Consider the following 16,729-nt stretch of genomic DNA (forward strand, 5'->3'; position numbering starts at 1 on the left):
GAGCGAAAGCATGGCGGGAGAGGGAGACCGACCAGACAGGCCGATGTCTGCCGTTTCATAAAACGAATTGATTTACTGAATTGTATTTTTCACGAGAGGACGCAATAAGAAATCTTATTGAAACTGCAAATTGCGCATCTGGTTTAAATGAAATTCGTACTTCCCGCCGTCCTTCTTTTGTTCTCACTCGCCTTTTTCACGGCGTGGCTGTCCGACCGTGGGCGCCGTTTTCTTGTATCCTGCGGAACCTGTTTCCTGCTGATCGGTCTTGCAATGCTGGTCCAACTTGGCAATTTTCCCGCCAATGACGGGCTGAACACCGTGCTTTCAGCCGCGTTCTACGTGGGCGGCACGCTGGTTGGCGGCTACGGTATCTTGCAGCGCAGCGGCCTGCGCCTGACCCCCGCTTTCTATATTCTGAGCTTCGCACTCATCGTCGGCGGGATCTGGTATTTCTGCTACGTCCAGTCCAATCTTCTGGCCCGCGTCTACGTGCTCAATCTCGGCATGGCGACGCTGATTCTTTCTTTTGCATGGCAGGCGCGGCGTTTGTCCAAGGGCCCGCTGGTGGACAAGCTATTGCTGGCCATGCTCGTTCTGGCGGCGTTGCAACTGGTGCCGCGCACGCTTCTGACCGCGCCTTCCTTGCTTGCCGAAGTCGATGGCGGCAATTTCGCCATGACCGACTTCTGGCAATGGACGGTGTTTTCCACGGCCATCGCCGCGGTTCTGACCGGTTTCGCCTTGCTGGCGGCGGCCGGACATGACCGTATTGGCGAGCTTTCCCAAGAGCGCGACAGCGATCCCCTGACAGGGCTTCTTAACCGGCGCGGACTGGAAATGCGCTACAGCGCCCTTTCGCAGGCGAACAAAGGCGCGTCAGGCTGGATCGCCGTCTGCGATATCGACTACTTCAAGGCGGTAAACGATGCCTACGGCCATGCGGCAGGCGACGCGGTACTGCAAGAATTCGCAGGGATCCTGCGCAGGCTCCTTGGCGAGCACTCATTGATTGCCCGCACGGGCGGCGAGGAATTCGTGATCTGCATTCGTGAAATGCAGACCGATAATGTTTTCCAGCTTATGGAGGGGGGGCGCCGCAATATCGAAGCGCACCATTTCCAACGACTGTCAAAGGAAACCAGCGTCACATGCAGCATCGGCTGCGTCCGCCCGCCGGAGCAGGGAGGCGTCTGGCAAGCGGTCGACAAGGCCGATAAACTCCTCTATGCCGCCAAAAAGAACGGTCGCAACCGCATCTATGTGGAAGGGGGGGATCGGAGCGGCGCATAATAGTCCATTTTCGAGCCAAAAGAGCCGTCCCGACGATTCCGTTAAAAGCAGGAAGCGCGACAGCGCTTATTCGGGGGACGAATTTCGCCAACGGCAGCTTTGCTGTTGGCCGCCGGTAACTTTCCGGTGATAATCCAGACATGGCTGCAAATCATGCTTATTATTGCGGCCAATATTTTGCGTGCGAGGAGTTCCCGAAAGTCCGATGAAATGCATGTCCGTTGTGTTGCCTGCGTCCGCTCTGGCCGGTTTCCTTTCCTTCGGTCTGGCGATCTTCCCGTCCTTCGCCATGAATGCCTCCGAGAAAGCCCAGCTTGAAAAACTCGACCCGGCGACCCGCCTTGAGCAGCGTTGTGACGTGGAAGCCATGGAGCGCATCACGCGGGAACAGGGCAAGTTTTCCGTAGACAAGGTTCTGGCCTACGCCTTTTCGGATCCGGTGACCAAGAAAAACTCCATCAAGGCTGATGGCGCGGCATTCCGCAGCCGTGAGCACTGGTACAGGCTGTCTTTCGTCTGCAAGACAGACAAGGATCACATCAATATCGTATCCTTCCGCTATGATATTGGCGATGAAGTGCCTCAGGACCAGTGGGACCGGCACTATCTCGTCCCCTAGCGGGATCTCCTATTCTTCCGCATCGTCCGAACGGCAGGCCGAAAGAAGCGTCACCTCCTTGGCGGTGTGATCGGCTTCAAGATGACTCAGCACAGCCTGACCGTCATTGTCGCTCCAGCGGTAGCTGTCCTGCTCATCGACGGCGACATATTTCTTCAGGCTGTCGTGCCATTGCATCGCGACCATCTTGCCCTCGGCGTCGAGGACCGCAAATCCGGGGGCGCTGCCCTTGCGGATATAGGTGACGGGTACGACGACCCCGCGTTCGCAGATGTAATCGACCCGCTCGATCGCATTCGCCTCCTCTGCCTTGACGGAAAGAGAAGATGCCGCAAGCAGTGCCGGGCCTGCCATAATCGCGACAAGCGTGCCGAAATAGCGTTTGTCAAATGCCATGGTAAAAATCCTCTGGTCAGCCAATGGATGTGGAAGAATAGCTCTTCGACTGCGCGGTTCAAGTTCGAACGAAGAACTCCCGAAGGGCCTGCAAATGAAAGCAAAAAAATATTCGTTGCCTGTCGGGATTCTGTGCAACCGAAATCGATTTCGTCCGTTGTTACCTGCCGGTCGCGAGACTGGCCGAGGCCCGGATGAACACTTGCCCCCGCAACCCCAGTCCGGGCCTCACCCCTGCAGCACGGGTGCACGGACGCTTCTCATAACAAACAGGTCGATATTCCCGAAATTCTTGGGGTTGTTTTCAAGCAACGCGTTCAATTATATCGCAAATGTGCCGATATATAAAATATTATATTGAGTTCGGGTGATTTTTCATGGCGATTAATATCATAGTTTCCTTTGCTGTTGCCGGTTTAGTCCTTTTCCGTTTCAAATGGCGCAAGACGGGGATTGTCCTGATCGGCCTTGCCGTCCTTCTTTATGGGGGGATTGCTTCAGCCATTGTCCCCGACTATCTGATGAACCGCTTGCAATCGCCCTATTCGTCGCAATTGCAGACGCCGCTTGAAGATAATACCGCCTTCATCATCTTCGGCATGGGAACGCAGGCCGTTGACGAGCGCGGGCGAAAAGCGGTTGAGCCTCTTGCTTTCTCCTATGGGCCGCTTCTGGCGGCTGCTGCCATGAACCGCCAGTGCGTCGACAGGCGGATTAGCTGCAAGTTTATCGCCAGCGGCGCGGATATGAGCGGAACCGGCATTTCCGAGGCTGTGGCCATCGCCATGCAGCTTGAAAAGGCGGGGATTGATCCGGCTTCCATCCTGCTGGACGAAACGAGCCGCAACAGCTGGCAGAATTCCAGAAACGTGGCCGCGATCCTGCGTGATATCAAGCCAGCGAAGGTTGTTTTATTGCAGGCTGCACCGATGATGACCCGAGATCTTCTCTATCTGGCGCATTTCGGCGTGAAGCCGGAGCCGGTCGCCGCCGGCTATCTGACGGGGTCCCATACCAACCTGTCTTCGACGGCCCTGTATTTTCTGGCGACGGATGTGGCGCTTCACGAGGAAATCGGTGTCCTGCGCTATGCGGTCTACAATTTCATGGGCTGGAACGAGCCGAAGCAGCCCGAGCTTGGATTGACCGCGAGCGGCGCTTCCGCGTCTTCCGCAATACCGGCACCGGCCCAATGAGTTAATGATGCTGTCGCCGGGATGTTTCGACCTGCCGGCGAAAAAATTATCCTCGAAATCTCGTCAAAACTGCGCGGATTTTTCGAAGTCGTTTCAAATAACGACCGGCTTGTGGCATCCTGTCGTCAAAGAGCTCTGATACTGTCTTGACCAATGAAACATGGAGGCGGTCATGAAGATATCGAGATTTTCGCTCACTTTGGCGGCATTGGTGGCTGCGGCTTCGCTGGCCGGAACGGTCGGGCCAAGCTTTGCCGACCAGACGCTTCTCAACGTGTCCTATGATCCGACGCGTGAACTCTACAAGGAATACAACGCCGCCTTTGCCGCCCATTGGAAGGCGGAAACCGGCGAAACCGTCACCATTCGCGCATCCCATGGCGGATCGGGCAAGCAGGCGCGTTCGGTGATCGACGGCATCAAGGCCGATGTGGTGACCCTGGCGCTCGAAAGCGATATTGACGCGATTGCAGAACTTTCGGGCAAGATCGACAAGGACTGGCGCAAGCGCCTGCCCAACAATTCGGCCCCCTATACGTCCACCATCGTCTTCCTCGTGCGCAAGGGCAATCCCAAGGGCATCAAGGATTGGGGCGATCTGGTGAAGGACGGCGTCGAGGTCATCACGCCGAACCCGAAGACTTCCGGCGGTGCGCGCTGGAACTACCTCGCCGCATGGGCCTGGGCCTACAAGCAATACGGCGGTGACGAGCAGAAGATCAAGGATTACATCGGCGAGCTGTTCCGTCATGTGCCGGTCCTCGACACCGGCGCGCGCGGTTCGACCACCACTTTCGTGCAGCGCCAGTTGGGCGATGTGCTGCTGGCCTGGGAAAACGAAGCCTATCTTTCGGTCGCGGAATTTGGTGAGGACGCATTCGATATCGTCGTTCCGCCGCAGTCCATTCTGGCCGAACCGCCGGTCGCGGTCGTGGACAAGAATGCCGAGGAAAACGGCACGACCAAGGTCGCGCAGGCTTATCTCGAATATCTGTACTCGCCGGAAGGGCAGGCCCTTGCCGCCAAGCATTTCTACCGTCCGTCGAAACCTGATGTCATCCCGGCCGACAAGCAGCGCAAGTTGCCTGACTTGACGCTGGTGACGATCGATGATCCCATTTTCGGGGGATGGGCCAAGGCACAGCCCTATCATTTTGGCGATGGAGGAACGTTCGACCAGCTCTACAAGCCGGCAAAATAATCCGGAAACCGAGAGCAATCAGTAATATCAAATACTGAAGAGGGAACAAACCAGCGCATGTCTTCGCTCCCTGCACGGGCCAGAGCAGGGTCGCACTTCAGAAAGCCGAGCGTCATTCCCGGTTTCGGGCTGACGTTCGGCTTCAGTGTTGCCTATCTGACCCTTCTCATCCTCATTCCGCTTGCAGCCCTGGTGCTGCGCTCCACCGAAGCCGGATTTCTCGGCTTCTGGCGTCTCGTCACCGACGAGCGCACCTTGAAGGCGCTTGAAACGAGCTTCGGCACCGCCTTCATCGCGGCATTGGTCAATGTCGTCTTCGGCGTCATTCTTGCATGGGTGCTGGTGCGCTATCGCTTTCCGGGCCGCCGCTTCGTCGATGCGATTGTCGATATACCGTTTGCGCTGCCGACGGCTGTGGCCGGTATCGCACTTGCCGCGATCTACGCGCCGAATGGCTGGGTCGGCGGCCTGCTGACCCCCTTCGGTATCCGCATTGCCTTTTCACGGGCGGGTATCGTCATCGCGCTGATCTTCATCGGCCTGCCCTTCGTGGTGCGCACGGTGCAGCCGATCATGGAGGAAATCAGCCGCGAGGTGGAAGAGGCAGCCGCAACGCTCGGCGCTTCGCGGTTCCAGACCATCTGGCGGGTGCTGCTGCCAAGCCTGCAACCGGCCATCCTCACCGGCTTCGCGCTCGCCTTCGCGCGCGGGGTCGGCGAATATGGCTCGGTCATATTCATCGCGGGCAACACGCCCTATGTCTCGGAAATTGCGCCGCTTCTGATCGTCATCAAGCTTGAGGAATATGATTATGCCGGGGCGACAGCACTTGCCACGGTGATGCTGGCGCTTTCCTTTGCGATGCTGCTTTTCATCAATCTCATCCAGGCATGGACACGGAGGAAATATGGTCATGGCGAATGAACCTGCCTCTTCCGCGCCCCGAGAAGGCCGGAGCGCCGTCACCGAGAGCCTGGGCACACGCATTACGCTGATTGCTCTGGCGCTGGCTTTTCTGGCCCTCTTTCTCATCCTGCCGGTCATTGCGGTCTTCGTGGAAGCCTTCCGCAAGGGCGCCGGCGAATATCTGGCGGCGCTGGTCGAGCCGGACGCCTGGGCTGCGATAAGGCTCACACTGTTGGTCGCGGCCATTGCGGTTCCGCTCAACCTCGTCTTCGGCATTGCCGCGGCGTGGGCAATCGCCAAGTTCGAATTCAGGGGCAAGGCGCTGCTGACCACGCTGATCGACCTGCCTTTTTCCGTGTCGCCGGTCATTTCCGGCCTCGTTTTCGTGCTGCTTTTCTCAAGTCACAGCCTGCTCGGCCCGTGGCTGTCGCGGCATGGGATCGAGATATTGTTCGCCGTTCCGGGCATTGTGCTGGCGACTGTGTTCGTCACATTTCCCTTCGTCGCGCGTGAATTGATCCCGTTGATGCAGGAACAGGGAACCGGCGACGAGGAGGCGGCGATTTCGCTCGGGGCCAATGGCTGGCAGACCTTCCGCTATGTGACGCTGCCCAATATCAAATGGGGGCTGCTCTATGGCGTTCTGCTCTGCAATGCGCGTGCGATGGGTGAGTTTGGCGCGGTTTCCGTCGTCTCTGGACATATTCGCGGTCTCACCAATACGATGCCGCTGCATGTGGAAATTCTCTACAACGAATATAACTTCGTCGGTGCATTCGCGGTGGCGTCGCTCCTGGCTTTTCTGGCGCTGCTGACGCTCGCCATCAAGACGGCGCTCGAATTGCGCTATGGCGATGAACTGGCCGGCAGCGGAAACGGGCACTAACATTTGAATAAGCATAGCCGCTAGGCGGCAGGGGAAAGGATTGGGAATGGAAGTTCGTGTTGCCGGTGTGCGTAAGGAGTTCGCTCGCTTCCCGGCGTTGCATAATGTCTCGCTGGATATTCGTTCCGGCGAGCTGATCGCTTTGCTCGGGCCTTCCGGCTCCGGCAAGACCACGCTTTTGCGGCTCATTGCCGGATTGGAAACGCCGACTGAGGGCACGATCTTTTTCGGTGACGAGGACGCATCGCAGAAGAGCGTGCAGGAGCGCAATGTCGGTTTTGTCTTCCAGCATTATGCGCTGTTCCGCCATATGACGGTGGCGGACAATATTGGCTTCGGCCTCAAGGTGCGCCCGAGCGCGACGCGCCCTTCGAGCGACGCTATTCGCAGCCGCGCGCTGGAGCTGCTCGATCTCGTGCAATTGCAGGGGCTGGAAAAGCGTTATCCGGCGCAGCTTTCCGGCGGACAGCGCCAGCGCGTTGCTTTGGCCCGCGCCATGGCCATCGAACCGAAAGTCCTGCTTCTCGACGAGCCGTTCGGCGCGCTCGATGCGCTGGTGCGCAAGGAACTGCGCCGCTGGCTGCGCGAGATCCACGACAAGACCGGCCACACCACCGTTTTCGTGACCCACGATCAGGACGAGGCGCTGGAGCTTGCCGACCGCGTGGTAGTAATGAGTCAGGGCCGTATCGAGCAGGTGGGCACCCCGGATGAGGTCTATGACAATCCGAATTCCCCCGGCGTCTATGGCTTCATTGGCGAGTCCAGCACGCTTCCGGTCCGGGTTGAAAAAGGCGAGATCTGGCTGGTGGACCGCAATATCGGCCTGACCGTCGAAGGCGGCGTAGCAGACGGCGACGCGCAGCTCTTCTTCCGTCCGCACGATGTCGAATTGCTGGATGGTTGCGGCGGCTGCATCGCTGGCACGGTGGTCGCAAGCCGCCGTTCGGGCGGCAAGCGGCGTGTCGAACTGGAAGTAGGCGGCGCGCGCGAGCGGGTCGAGATCGAAATTCCCGCCGAACATCCAGCCGCGGAAAAGAGTCGCATCGCGTTCCGTCCGCGTTACTGGAAGGTTTTTCCGGCAGGCGATACCGGTTCGGGAGCAGGTTCCTGATCGTCACTTTGGAGTGAAGTGCCGGTCTATTCAAAGACAAGGCCCGGCAGGTGTGCGGCGACCCCCGCGAGCCTGCCGGGCCTTTACGTATCGACGGATCGGCGCCTGTCCGCACCGAAATTTCCCGGCGGGTTACCTGCGGTGGTATTATTTTTATTTTCAATATGTTAGGGTTGCAGGAAACGGGGTGTTTCATAACGCAACATTAATGGGCGGAAAGAATTGTGCGTTGCGATTTAAACGGTTTGAATATCAGCACATTGCGCCGTCGCATTTTGGCCAAATGCGCCCGACATTCAGGGAACCGATCACGGATACTGCCGTTTCCCTGAAATGAAAATTTGGACTAATGTCAGTATCCACCCGCCGCATATAACTCATTTCCTTCGGAAAGGCTGTTAAGGCAGATGCCGGAATTGTCTTCTTCGCTCTCCAAATCAACCTCTACCGAGAATAAATCGCCGATGCAGCAGCCTTCGATGGAGCCCAAATCCAGCGAACCCGATGCATCGGGCCGGATTCCGCCTGAACAGCCGTCGCCCATCCGGGCCCTCTACAAGACCGAGGAAGAACTTGGCGCGCTCGCCGCTGCCGTGGCGCGGGGGGAAGACATTCCGCTGCCGGGCTATATTGCCTTCCCGTTCGATCAGCGCCTGTCAGAAAACGGCAAGCTGATCCTGCACGCCTATCGCGCCTCCGACGCCGCTTCGCGCGCCGGCGAAACCATTACGCCAGCCGCGCAATGGCTGCTCGACAATCACTACCAGATCGACAAGAACGTGCAGCAGGCCCGCCGCGACCTGCCGCGCCGCTTCATTCGCCAGTTGCCGCTCTACAAGGCGCCGTCCGAAAACTATGAGGGCATGCCGCGTATTTTCGCGCTGGCCTGGCTCTATGTCGCGCATACGGACAGCAATTTCTCGCTGAAGACCCTGACGGCCATCGTCAAGGGTTTCCAGACCGTCGAGCCGCTGAAGATCGGTGAATTGTGGGCGCTGCCTTCCGCGGTGCGCTATTTCCTGATCGAGAATGCGCGGCGTCTGGCGCTGCGCGTCGACCGCGCGCGTATCATGCGCAATCTTGCCAATACCGCGGCTGACCGCATCGTGGTTGCGGCGGATGGGGCTGAACTGGATTCGGTTCTGGCGCAATATGCCGATGCAGCCCGCGACAGCACGTTCGCGACCCATCTTCTTTATCGCCTGCGCTCGGCTTCCACCGATACCACCGCAGCCGCCCACTGGCTGGAACGGATTCTGGAACAGGAAGGCAGCAACCCCGAAGACGCTATCGTCGAGGAACATGCCCGCCAGTCCACCGGCGGCGTGACGATGGGCAATGTCATCCGGTCGCTCAAGTCCATCGACGATGTGGACTGGGAAACATGGTTCGAGACCGTCAACGAGGTCGACGCGATCCTGCGCGACCACAGCGATTTCGAACTTCTGGATTTCCGCTCCCGCAATGCCTACCGCGTCACCATCGAAAAGCTCGCCCGCTATTCGGACATGAGCGAAATCGATATCACATGGGCCGCGCTCAAGCTGGCGGAAGACGGCCACCGCGCTGAAAAGGCGGGCCATCCGGAAGCCGAAGGCAAGGGCGCAATCGCCTATTACCTGTCCGGCGAAGGCCGCAAGGAGCTGGAACGGGTCTGCGGTTACAAGGCGCCTTTCGGCGTCTGGGCGCTGCGTTTCTATCGCGGGCTTGGCCTCTGGGGCCTGTTCATTCCGACGGCGATCTTCACGATCCTCATTCTGTTGCTCGTCAATTATTGCATGATCCGCGCCGGTCTTTCGACCGACCTGCGCACGCTCTTCACGCTGCTGGCGCTTTTCCCGGCGATGGATGCGTCCTATTCGCTGTTCAATGCGCTGGTGCCGTGGTTCGTGCAGCCGACGCGCCTCATCGGTTTTGAATATAAGGATGGCCTGCCTGAAGAGGCGCGCACGCTGGTCGCGGTGCCGACCTTCATCACCTCGCGTGATTCCATCGATGAGCAGATTCGCAATCTCGAAGTGCATTATCTCACCAATCCGCGTGGTGAAATCTACTTCGCGCTGGTCAGCGACTGGACCGATGCGAAGCACGAGATCACGCCTGCGGATATGGAAATCTACGAATATGCGCGTGAGGAAATCGCCAAGCTCAACGAGCACTATACCGGCGACGACCAGCCGCGCTTTTTCCTTCTGCACCGCCGCCGCCTGTTCAACGAGAAGCAGAATTGCTGGATGGGCTGGGAGCGCAAGCGCGGCAAGCTGCATGAGTTGAACCTGCTTCTGCGCGGGGATCAGGATACGAGCTTCTTCCCGCCGGACGAGCGCCTGCCGAAGGAAATCAAATATGTGATGACGCTGGACGCCGATACGCGTCTGACGCCGGAATCTGTCACGCATCTTGCTGGCAAGCTCAGCCATCCGCTGAACCGCCCGGTCATCGACGAAAAGACCGGCAAGGTCATCCGCGGCTATGGCATCCTCCAGCCGCGCGTCACGCCTTCGCTCACCACCGGCGACGAAGCCTCGTTCCTGCAGCGCGTCTTCTCGGTTAATCGCGGTATCGATCCTTACGTCTTTGCCGTATCCGACACCTATCAGGACCTGCTCGGCGAAGGCACCTTCACCGGCAAGGGCCTTTACGACATCGATGCTTTCGAGTCGGCGCTCAAGGGCCGCGTGCCGGAAAACACGCTGCTCAGCCACGACCTTCTGGAAGGCGGCTATGCGCGCGCGGCCCTCGTCAGCGATGTCGAGGTGGTCGAGGATTATCCGACCGGCTACAATGTCGACGTTTCGCGCCACCATCGCTGGGCGCGTGGCGACTGGCAGCTTCTGCCATGGCTGTTCTCGACCAATGCCGGTGTCAGCGCCATCACGCGCTGGAAGATGGTCGACAATCTTCGCCGCTCGCTCAACCCGATCCTGTGGCTGGTCGCGGCCGTTGTCGGCTGGAGTGTGCTGCCGATCGGGCCCGCCGCCGTCTGGCAGGGCTTCCTCATCCTTTCCATGTTCGTGGCGCCGACCTTCGGCATCGTCACCAATCTCATTCCGCGCAACATGGACTATTCGCTGAAAGGCCATGCGCAGTCGGTGCTGACCGACATTGCGCTCGGCACGGCGGATGTGGCGCTGCGCACCACCTTCATCGCCCATTCGGCCTTCCTGATGGCGGACGCCATTGCGCGCACCGTCTATCGCCTGTTCGTCTCCCACCGCAATCTTCTGGAATGGCGCACGGCGGCGCAGGCAAGAACCTCGCCCGATACGCTGCTGTTCTATTTCCAGCTCATGTGGCCCGCGATGGCCATTGCGGGACTGGCGATCTTCTTCCCCCTTGCCGCTGAAAGCCACGCCGCGCTGATCGCCGCACCTTTTGCGGTCATCTGGTTCGCCTCGCCGCTGATCGCCTGGCTGGTCAGCCGCTCGGCCAAGCCGCAGGACACGCTGGAAGTGCTTTCTTCCGACAAGTCCGACCTGCGCCGCTATGCGCGCCGGACCTGGCGTTATTTCGCCGAGTTTGCGAACGAGGAAAACAACCATCTGCCGCCGGACAACTTCCAGGAAGACCCGGCGCCGATTGTCGCGCAGCGCACTTCGCCGACCAATATCGGCGTCTATCTCCTGTCGGTCATAGCCGCTCGCGATTTCGGCTGGATCGGCTTCGGCGAAACGCTGGATCGCATCGCGGCGACGGTGACGACGCTCGAAAAGATGGAGAAATACCAAGGCCATCTCTACAACTGGTACGAGACCGACACGCTGACGCCGATGCGGCCTCTCTATGTGTCTGCCGTGGACAGCGGCAATCTCGCCGGCCATCTGGTCACGCTGTCGTCGGCGCTGGAAGAATGGGCGGAAGCGCCATCCGTCTACATGCAGGGCGATCTGGACGGCATTCTCGATGTCAACGACATCCTTGAAGAATCCATCGCGAAAATCCCGGACGACCGCCGGATTCTGCGTCCGTTGCGCCGCCGTCTGGAAGAGCGGATCGCCAATTTCCGCCGTGCCGTGCTGTCCATCAAGGACGAGCCGGAAACGGCCTCCTTCCGCACCATCAACCTGTCGCTTTTCGCGACCGACATCGTTCGTCTGATGGACGAACTCGATAGCGAAATCGAAACGCCTGCAAGCGCCGAAGCCGTGGAATGGGCGCGCATTTTGGTCGATACCTGCAAGGCGCATACGGACGATTCCATCGGCGAGCATGACACGGATGCGCTGCGCGAGCGCCTGCGCGATCTCGCCACCCGTTCGCGCCAGCTGGCATTCGACATGCAGTTTGGCTTCCTGGAACGCAAGGAACGCCGCCTTCTCTCCATCGGTTTCCGCGTGCAGGAAAACGAGCTGGACGAAAGCTGCTACGATCTCCTCGCATCGGAAGCGCGTCTGGCGAGCCTGTTTGCCATCGCCAAGGGCGACGTGCCGGTCGAACATTGGTTCAAGCTTGGCCGTCTTCTGGTGCCGGTGGGCTGGAAGGGCGCTCTGCTCTCCTGGTCCGGCTCGATGTTCGAATATCTGATGCCGCCGCTGGTCATGTCCGAGCCGCTCGGTTCCCTGCTCGACCAGACCAACAAGCTCGTGGTGCAGCGCCAGATCGACTATGCGACCTCGCGCGGCCTGCCATGGGGTATTTCGGAAGCGGCGTTCAATGCGCGCGACGCGCATATGAACTATCAATATTCGAACTTCGGCGTGCCCAATCTCGGCCTGCAGCGCGGCCTGTCGCGCAATGCGGTCATTGCGCCTTATGCGAGCCTGCTTGCCGCGCAATACCAGCCTGCCGCAGCCGTCGCCAACCTCAAGCGCCTTGCCAAGCTCGGCGCGCTCGGGCGCTACGGCTTCCACGATTCGGTGGACTTCACTCCGTCGCGTGTTCGCGAAGGTGAAACCTGTGCGGTCGTGAAGAACTACTATGCCCACCATCATGGCATGTCGATCATTGCGGTCAACAACGTGATCTTCGAAGGCCGGATGCGTGAGCGTTTTCATAATGATCCGGTGATCGAGGCCGCCGAGCTGCTGCTGCAGGAAAAGGCCCCGCGCGAAATCCCGATGATCTATGCCAAGACGGAAAACCCGATGCGGGTGGATTCCGGCGGTTTCGACGACGCGCCGATGCGGATCGTCGACAAGCCGTTCAAGGCACCGCGCACCACGCATATGATGTCGAACGGCCAATATGCGCTGATGGTGACGGCCAATGGCTCTGGCTACAGCCGCTGGCACAATTGGGACATCACCCGCTTCCACGCCGATGCGTCGGAAGACCTTCAGGGCACGTTCTTGTTCCTGCGCGACATGGAAAGCGGCTACTGGTGGTCGGCGACCGGCGAGCCGGTGCGCAATCCGGATGAGGAAACCAAGACAGTCTTCACCGAGGACAAGGCGGAGTTCTACAAGACCGCCGGTGATATCAAGACCGTCATGGAAGTCATCGTGTCGTCGGAATCCGATGGTGAAGGCCGCAGGCTCGACATCATCAACACGTCGGCCCGCGACCGCATGATCGAGGTCACTTCCTATGCGGAACTGGTGCTGACCGACAGCGACAGCGATGCCGCCCACCCGGCCTTTGCCAAGATGTTCGTGGAAACCGAAATCTCCGATAACGGTTCGACCATCTATGCCAAACGCCGCAAGCGCGGGCCGTCCGATCCCGATATTCATGTCGCGCATTTCGTGACCGATCTTTCCGGCTCGATCCGCGAGACGGAAGTCGAAACCGACCGCCGTGCCTTTGTCGGGCGCGGCCGCAGCCTGCGCGATGCGGCTGCCTTCGATCCGGGCGCCAAGTTCACCGGCAGTCAGGGCTGCGTGCTCGACCCGATTGCTTCGGTGCGCACCCGCGTCCGCGTTCCGGCGCATAAAAAGGTGAGCCTCGTTTTCTGGACCTTCGCAGGCGGAAGCCGCGATGCGGTGGAACATGCCGTGGCGACCCATCGTCACCCCGAAACCTTTGCGCGCGAATATTCCCTGTCGTGGACCAGTTCGCAGGTGCAGCTCTATCATATCGGCATCAAGCCCGCGGAAGCTGCGGATTACCAGAAGGTGGCCGCCTATCTGCTTTATCCCGAGCGGACGCTGCGCCAGCCGCCGGAAACCATCGCCAGCGGCCTCGGCAAGCAGTCCGACCTCTGGCCGATGTCGATTTCGGGCGACTATCCGATCTTCGCGCTGCGCATCGACAATGAAGCCGATCTTGACGTGTTGCGTGGTGTGCTGCGCGCGCAGGAATACTGGCGCTCGAAGGGCCTCACCGTCGATGTCGTTGCGGTCAACGAGCGCGCCTTCTCCTATGCGCAGGACACGCAGCGCGCCATCGACTGGATCGTCGAAGGGTTTCGCGCCCGTGGCGGCGGCCAGCCGCACATCTTCGCGGTGCGCCGCGACCAGATGAGCGACGAAAGCTACAACACGCTGCTGGCCTCGGCCCGCATCGTCATGCACGCACAGAACGGCTCGCTGGCCGAACAGTTGCGCCGCAGCGAGGAAATCACCGTTGATTTGGCCGCGCGCGACGCCAAGACCGCGATTGGCGGTCAGGCTTCGGCACAGATGTCCGCTCAGGGGCTGGGAGCCGCCGGGCTCGCGCCCGTCGCCATCGAACGCGGAACGGAAGAACGCCGCCCCGCCGTCAAGCCTGCGGTGAACCGTCCGGCTCCGTCCGGTGACGATCTTCGCTTCTGGAACGGCTATGGCGGCTTTGCCGAGGAAGGCTCCTATGTGGTGCGCATCAACAATCGCACCACCACGCCGCATCCGTGGATCAATGTGATCGCCAATCCGAATTTCGGTTTCCATGTCTCCGCGGAAGGTTCGGCCTTCACCTGGGCAGGCAACAGCCGCGATTATCAGCTCACCCCATGGGCGAACGATCCGGTCACGAACCGTCCGGGCGAGGCGATTTATATCCTCGACCGTGAAACGGGCCGCACTTTTGCGCCAACCGCAAGCGTGCTGCGCGACGAGGCGGTGACCTATGAAGCGCGTCATGGCCACGGCTATTCGAGCTTCGGGGCGCAGCATGGCGAGCTGGCGCTTGACCTCACCCACATCGTGGATGCGGACAAGCCGGTGCGCCTCTCGCGCCTGACCGTCACCAACAAGGGCCGCTCCAAGCGCAAGCTGCGCGTCTACGGCTATGTCGAATGGGTGCTGGGCAATGCCCGCGCCAAGAATGTGCCGTTCATCGTGCCGTCGCAGGACGAGGAGCTGGGCGCGCTCTTTGCAGGCAATCCGTATCATCCCGACAAGTCCGGGCAGATCGCGTTCTTCGCCGCAACCGAGAAGCCGCAATCCGTCACCGCCGACCGCAGCGAGTTCATCGGCACCACCGGTTCGGTGGACAGGCCGGAGGTCGTGCTGGCTGGCAAGGCGCTTTCGGGCACGGTCGAAGCAGGCCGCGACCCGTGCGCGGCGCTTGCCCTCGATATTGAGGTCGGGCCCGGTGAAGCGCGTGAAATCGTCTTCCTGCTCGGCAATGCCGCGGACCAGAGACAGGCAAAAGCGCTGATCAACGAGACCCGCAAGGTTTCGTTCGGCGACAGGCTTGCTGCTGCAAAGCAACAGTGGGAAGGCCTGTTCGACCGCGTTCAGGTCAAGACGCCCGATCCGGCTTTCGACCTTCTGGTCAACGGCTGGCTGCCTTATCAGGCAATCGCCTGCCGTATCTGGGCGCGTGCCGCCTTCTATCAGGCAAGCGGTGCGTTCGGCTTCCGCGACCAGTTGCAGGACACGCTGTCGCTGCTGCTGATCGATCCGACGCTGGCCCGCGCGCAGATCCTCAATGCCGCATCGCGCCAGTTCCCGGAAGGCGACGTGCAGCATTGGTGGTTGCCTGCAACGGGCGCAGGCGTCCGCACGCTGATCTCGGATGATGTCGTCTGGCTCGGCTATGGCACATCGCTTTATGTCGAGACGACGGGCGACCGTGCTATCCTCGACGAAAAGCTGCCCTTCCTCGAAGGGCGCAAGCTTGAGGAGGGTGAACACGACGCCTTCTATGAGCCCGAAATCTCAAAGGACACGGCAAGCCTCTATGAGCATTGCGCCCTGGCGCTTGACTTGGCGGTCGCACGCACCGGCAAGCACGGCCTGCCGCTGATTCTGGGCGGCGACTGGAATGACGGCATGAATCTCGTCGGCGTGAAGGGCGAGGGCGAGAGCGTGTGGCTCGGCTGGTTCCTCGCCTATACGCTCGGCAAGTTCATCCCGATTGCCGAAGCCCGCAAGGACAAGAAGCGCGTCGACATTTGGAAAGCCCATCTGGAAAGCCTGACGGCGGCGCTCGACCGCGACGGCTGGGACGGTGAATGGTATCGCCGCGGCTTTTACGACAATGGCGCGCCGCTTGGCTCGAAGGACAGCGACGAGTGTCAGATCGATGCTATCGCCCAGTCGTGGAGCGTGCTGTCGGGCGTTGCCGATCCGAAGCGCGCCGAACAGGCCATGGCCTCGCTCGAAAAACGGCTGCTCGATGAGGAGGGCGAACTGCTCCGCCTCTTCACGCCGCCTTTCGACAGAACCGTGCAGGAGCCGGGTTACATCAAGGGCTATCCGCCCGGCGTTCGCGAGAATGGCGGTCAGTACACCCATGGTGCGGCATGGGCCATTCTGGCGCTCGCCCGCATGGGCAAGACTGCGGAAGCGTGGAAACTGTTCTCGCTCATTAGCCCTGTCAGCCATGGCCGCAACCCGGATATCTACCGCGTCGAGCCCTATGTGATCGCAGCCGACATCTATTCGGTCGAGCCGCGTCGCGGGCAGGGCGGCTGGACCTGGTATACCGGCTCCGCTGGCTGGTTCTATCGCGTTGCGACGGAGGGTATCCTCGGCGTCACCAAGCGCGGCGACCGCCTGCATCTTGATCCGGCCCTGCCGCCGGAATGGGACGGCTATGAAGCGGAACTCCGGTTCGGCGAAGCGCTCTACCACGTCAAGGTCGTGGCTGGCGGCAAGGATAAGGCAGTGAGGCTCAATGGCCGCAAGATTGGCAAGCCGGAAGAGGGTGTGCCGATCAAGCCGGACGGCGAACATGAAATCGTCGTGGAGCTTCCCAAACAGAAGTGAAACGACTAAAAAGGCGGGTGAAAAACCCGCCTTTCTTTTGCTGC

9 protein-coding genes are annotated in these 16,729 nt (G+C 60.2%); 8 read left to right on the forward strand and 1 reads right to left on the reverse strand.

Translation table 11 applies throughout. The features are described from left to right. Window positions 1–147 precede the first annotated feature (147 nt). The gene (locus tag F9K78_RS10270) at window positions 148–1,293 is read left to right on the forward strand and encodes a GGDEF domain-containing protein (protein ID WP_121985772.1); all 1,146 of its coding nucleotides are present in this window, start codon (window positions 148–150) and stop codon (window positions 1,291–1,293) included. Window positions 1,294–1,582: 289 nt separating this feature from the next. Further along, window positions 1,583–1,912, forward strand: a complete 330-nt coding sequence (locus tag F9K78_RS10275; RefSeq protein ID WP_235925407.1) for a DUF930 domain-containing protein — start codon at window positions 1,583–1,585, stop codon at window positions 1,910–1,912. Between the two features lie 9 nt (window positions 1,913–1,921). Here the strand turns inward: F9K78_RS10275 and F9K78_RS10280 are convergent, their stop codons facing one another. Next, the gene (locus F9K78_RS10280; RefSeq protein ID WP_121985771.1) at window positions 1,922–2,308 is read right to left on the reverse strand and encodes a hypothetical protein; all 387 of its coding nucleotides are present in this window, start codon (window positions 2,306–2,308) and stop codon (window positions 1,922–1,924) included. A 377-nt stretch (window positions 2,309–2,685) separates the two neighbouring features. Between F9K78_RS10280 and F9K78_RS10285 the strand changes: the two genes are divergently transcribed. From F9K78_RS10285 to F9K78_RS10310, 6 genes are all read left to right on the forward strand, one after another. Further along, window positions 2,686–3,504, forward strand: coding sequence for a YdcF family protein (locus tag F9K78_RS10285; RefSeq protein WP_121985770.1), 819 nt, complete (start codon window positions 2,686–2,688; stop codon window positions 3,502–3,504). A gap of 172 nt (window positions 3,505–3,676) precedes the next feature. Beyond that, window positions 3,677–4,705 carry a sulfate ABC transporter substrate-binding protein gene (locus F9K78_RS10290; protein ID WP_121985816.1) on the forward strand — a complete coding sequence of 343 codons (1,029 nt, stop codon included), beginning with the start codon at window positions 3,677–3,679 and terminating at the stop codon, window positions 4,703–4,705. Window positions 4,706–4,762: 57 nt separating this feature from the next. Beyond that, window positions 4,763–5,629 (forward strand): sulfate ABC transporter permease subunit CysT, encoded by an 867-nt coding sequence (gene cysT, locus F9K78_RS10295; RefSeq protein ID WP_121980684.1) that lies wholly within the window; start codon window positions 4,763–4,765, stop codon window positions 5,627–5,629. Then, window positions 5,613–6,497, forward strand: coding sequence for a sulfate ABC transporter permease subunit CysW (cysW, locus tag F9K78_RS10300; protein WP_121985769.1), 885 nt, complete (start codon window positions 5,613–5,615; stop codon window positions 6,495–6,497). Before cysT ends, cysW begins: the two co-directional genes overlap by 17 nt. A gap of 46 nt (window positions 6,498–6,543) precedes the next feature. Continuing rightward, window positions 6,544–7,611 (forward strand): sulfate/molybdate ABC transporter ATP-binding protein, encoded by a 1,068-nt coding sequence (locus tag F9K78_RS10305; protein WP_121985768.1) that lies wholly within the window; start codon window positions 6,544–6,546, stop codon window positions 7,609–7,611. A gap of 407 nt (window positions 7,612–8,018) precedes the next feature. Next, window positions 8,019–16,685 (forward strand): GH36-type glycosyl hydrolase domain-containing protein, encoded by an 8,667-nt coding sequence (locus F9K78_RS10310; RefSeq protein ID WP_151682175.1) that lies wholly within the window; start codon window positions 8,019–8,021, stop codon window positions 16,683–16,685. Window positions 16,686–16,729: the final 44 nt, after the last annotated feature.

The sequence above is a fragment of the Brucella pseudintermedia genome (assembly GCF_008932435.1).
Classification (GTDB): domain Bacteria; phylum Pseudomonadota; class Alphaproteobacteria; order Rhizobiales; family Rhizobiaceae; genus Brucella; species Brucella pseudintermedia.

What these genes read in the sequence shown, in the direction of transcription:
- F9K78_RS10285 (WP_121985770.1), top strand. Translation starts at nt 2,686, where the DNA reads ATGGCGATTAATATCATAGTTTCCTTTGCTGTTGCCGGTTTAGTCCTT.
- F9K78_RS10275 (WP_235925407.1), top strand. Translation starts at nt 1,583, where the DNA reads ATGAATGCCTCCGAGAAAGCCCAGCTTGAAAAACTCGACCCGGCGACC.
- F9K78_RS10270 (WP_121985772.1), top strand. Translation starts at nt 148, where the DNA reads ATGAAATTCGTACTTCCCGCCGTCCTTCTTTTGTTCTCACTCGCCTTT.
- F9K78_RS10310 (WP_151682175.1), top strand. Translation starts at nt 8,019, where the DNA reads ATGCCGGAATTGTCTTCTTCGCTCTCCAAATCAACCTCTACCGAGAAT.
- cysT (WP_121980684.1), top strand. Translation starts at nt 4,763, where the DNA reads ATGTCTTCGCTCCCTGCACGGGCCAGAGCAGGGTCGCACTTCAGAAAG.
- F9K78_RS10280 (WP_121985771.1), bottom strand. Translation starts at nt 2,308, where the DNA reads ATGGCATTTGACAAACGCTATTTCGGCACGCTTGTCGCGATTATGGCA.
- F9K78_RS10290 (WP_121985816.1), top strand. Translation starts at nt 3,677, where the DNA reads ATGAAGATATCGAGATTTTCGCTCACTTTGGCGGCATTGGTGGCTGCG.
- F9K78_RS10305 (WP_121985768.1), top strand. Translation starts at nt 6,544, where the DNA reads ATGGAAGTTCGTGTTGCCGGTGTGCGTAAGGAGTTCGCTCGCTTCCCG.
- cysW (WP_121985769.1), top strand. Translation starts at nt 5,613, where the DNA reads ATGGTCATGGCGAATGAACCTGCCTCTTCCGCGCCCCGAGAAGGCCGG.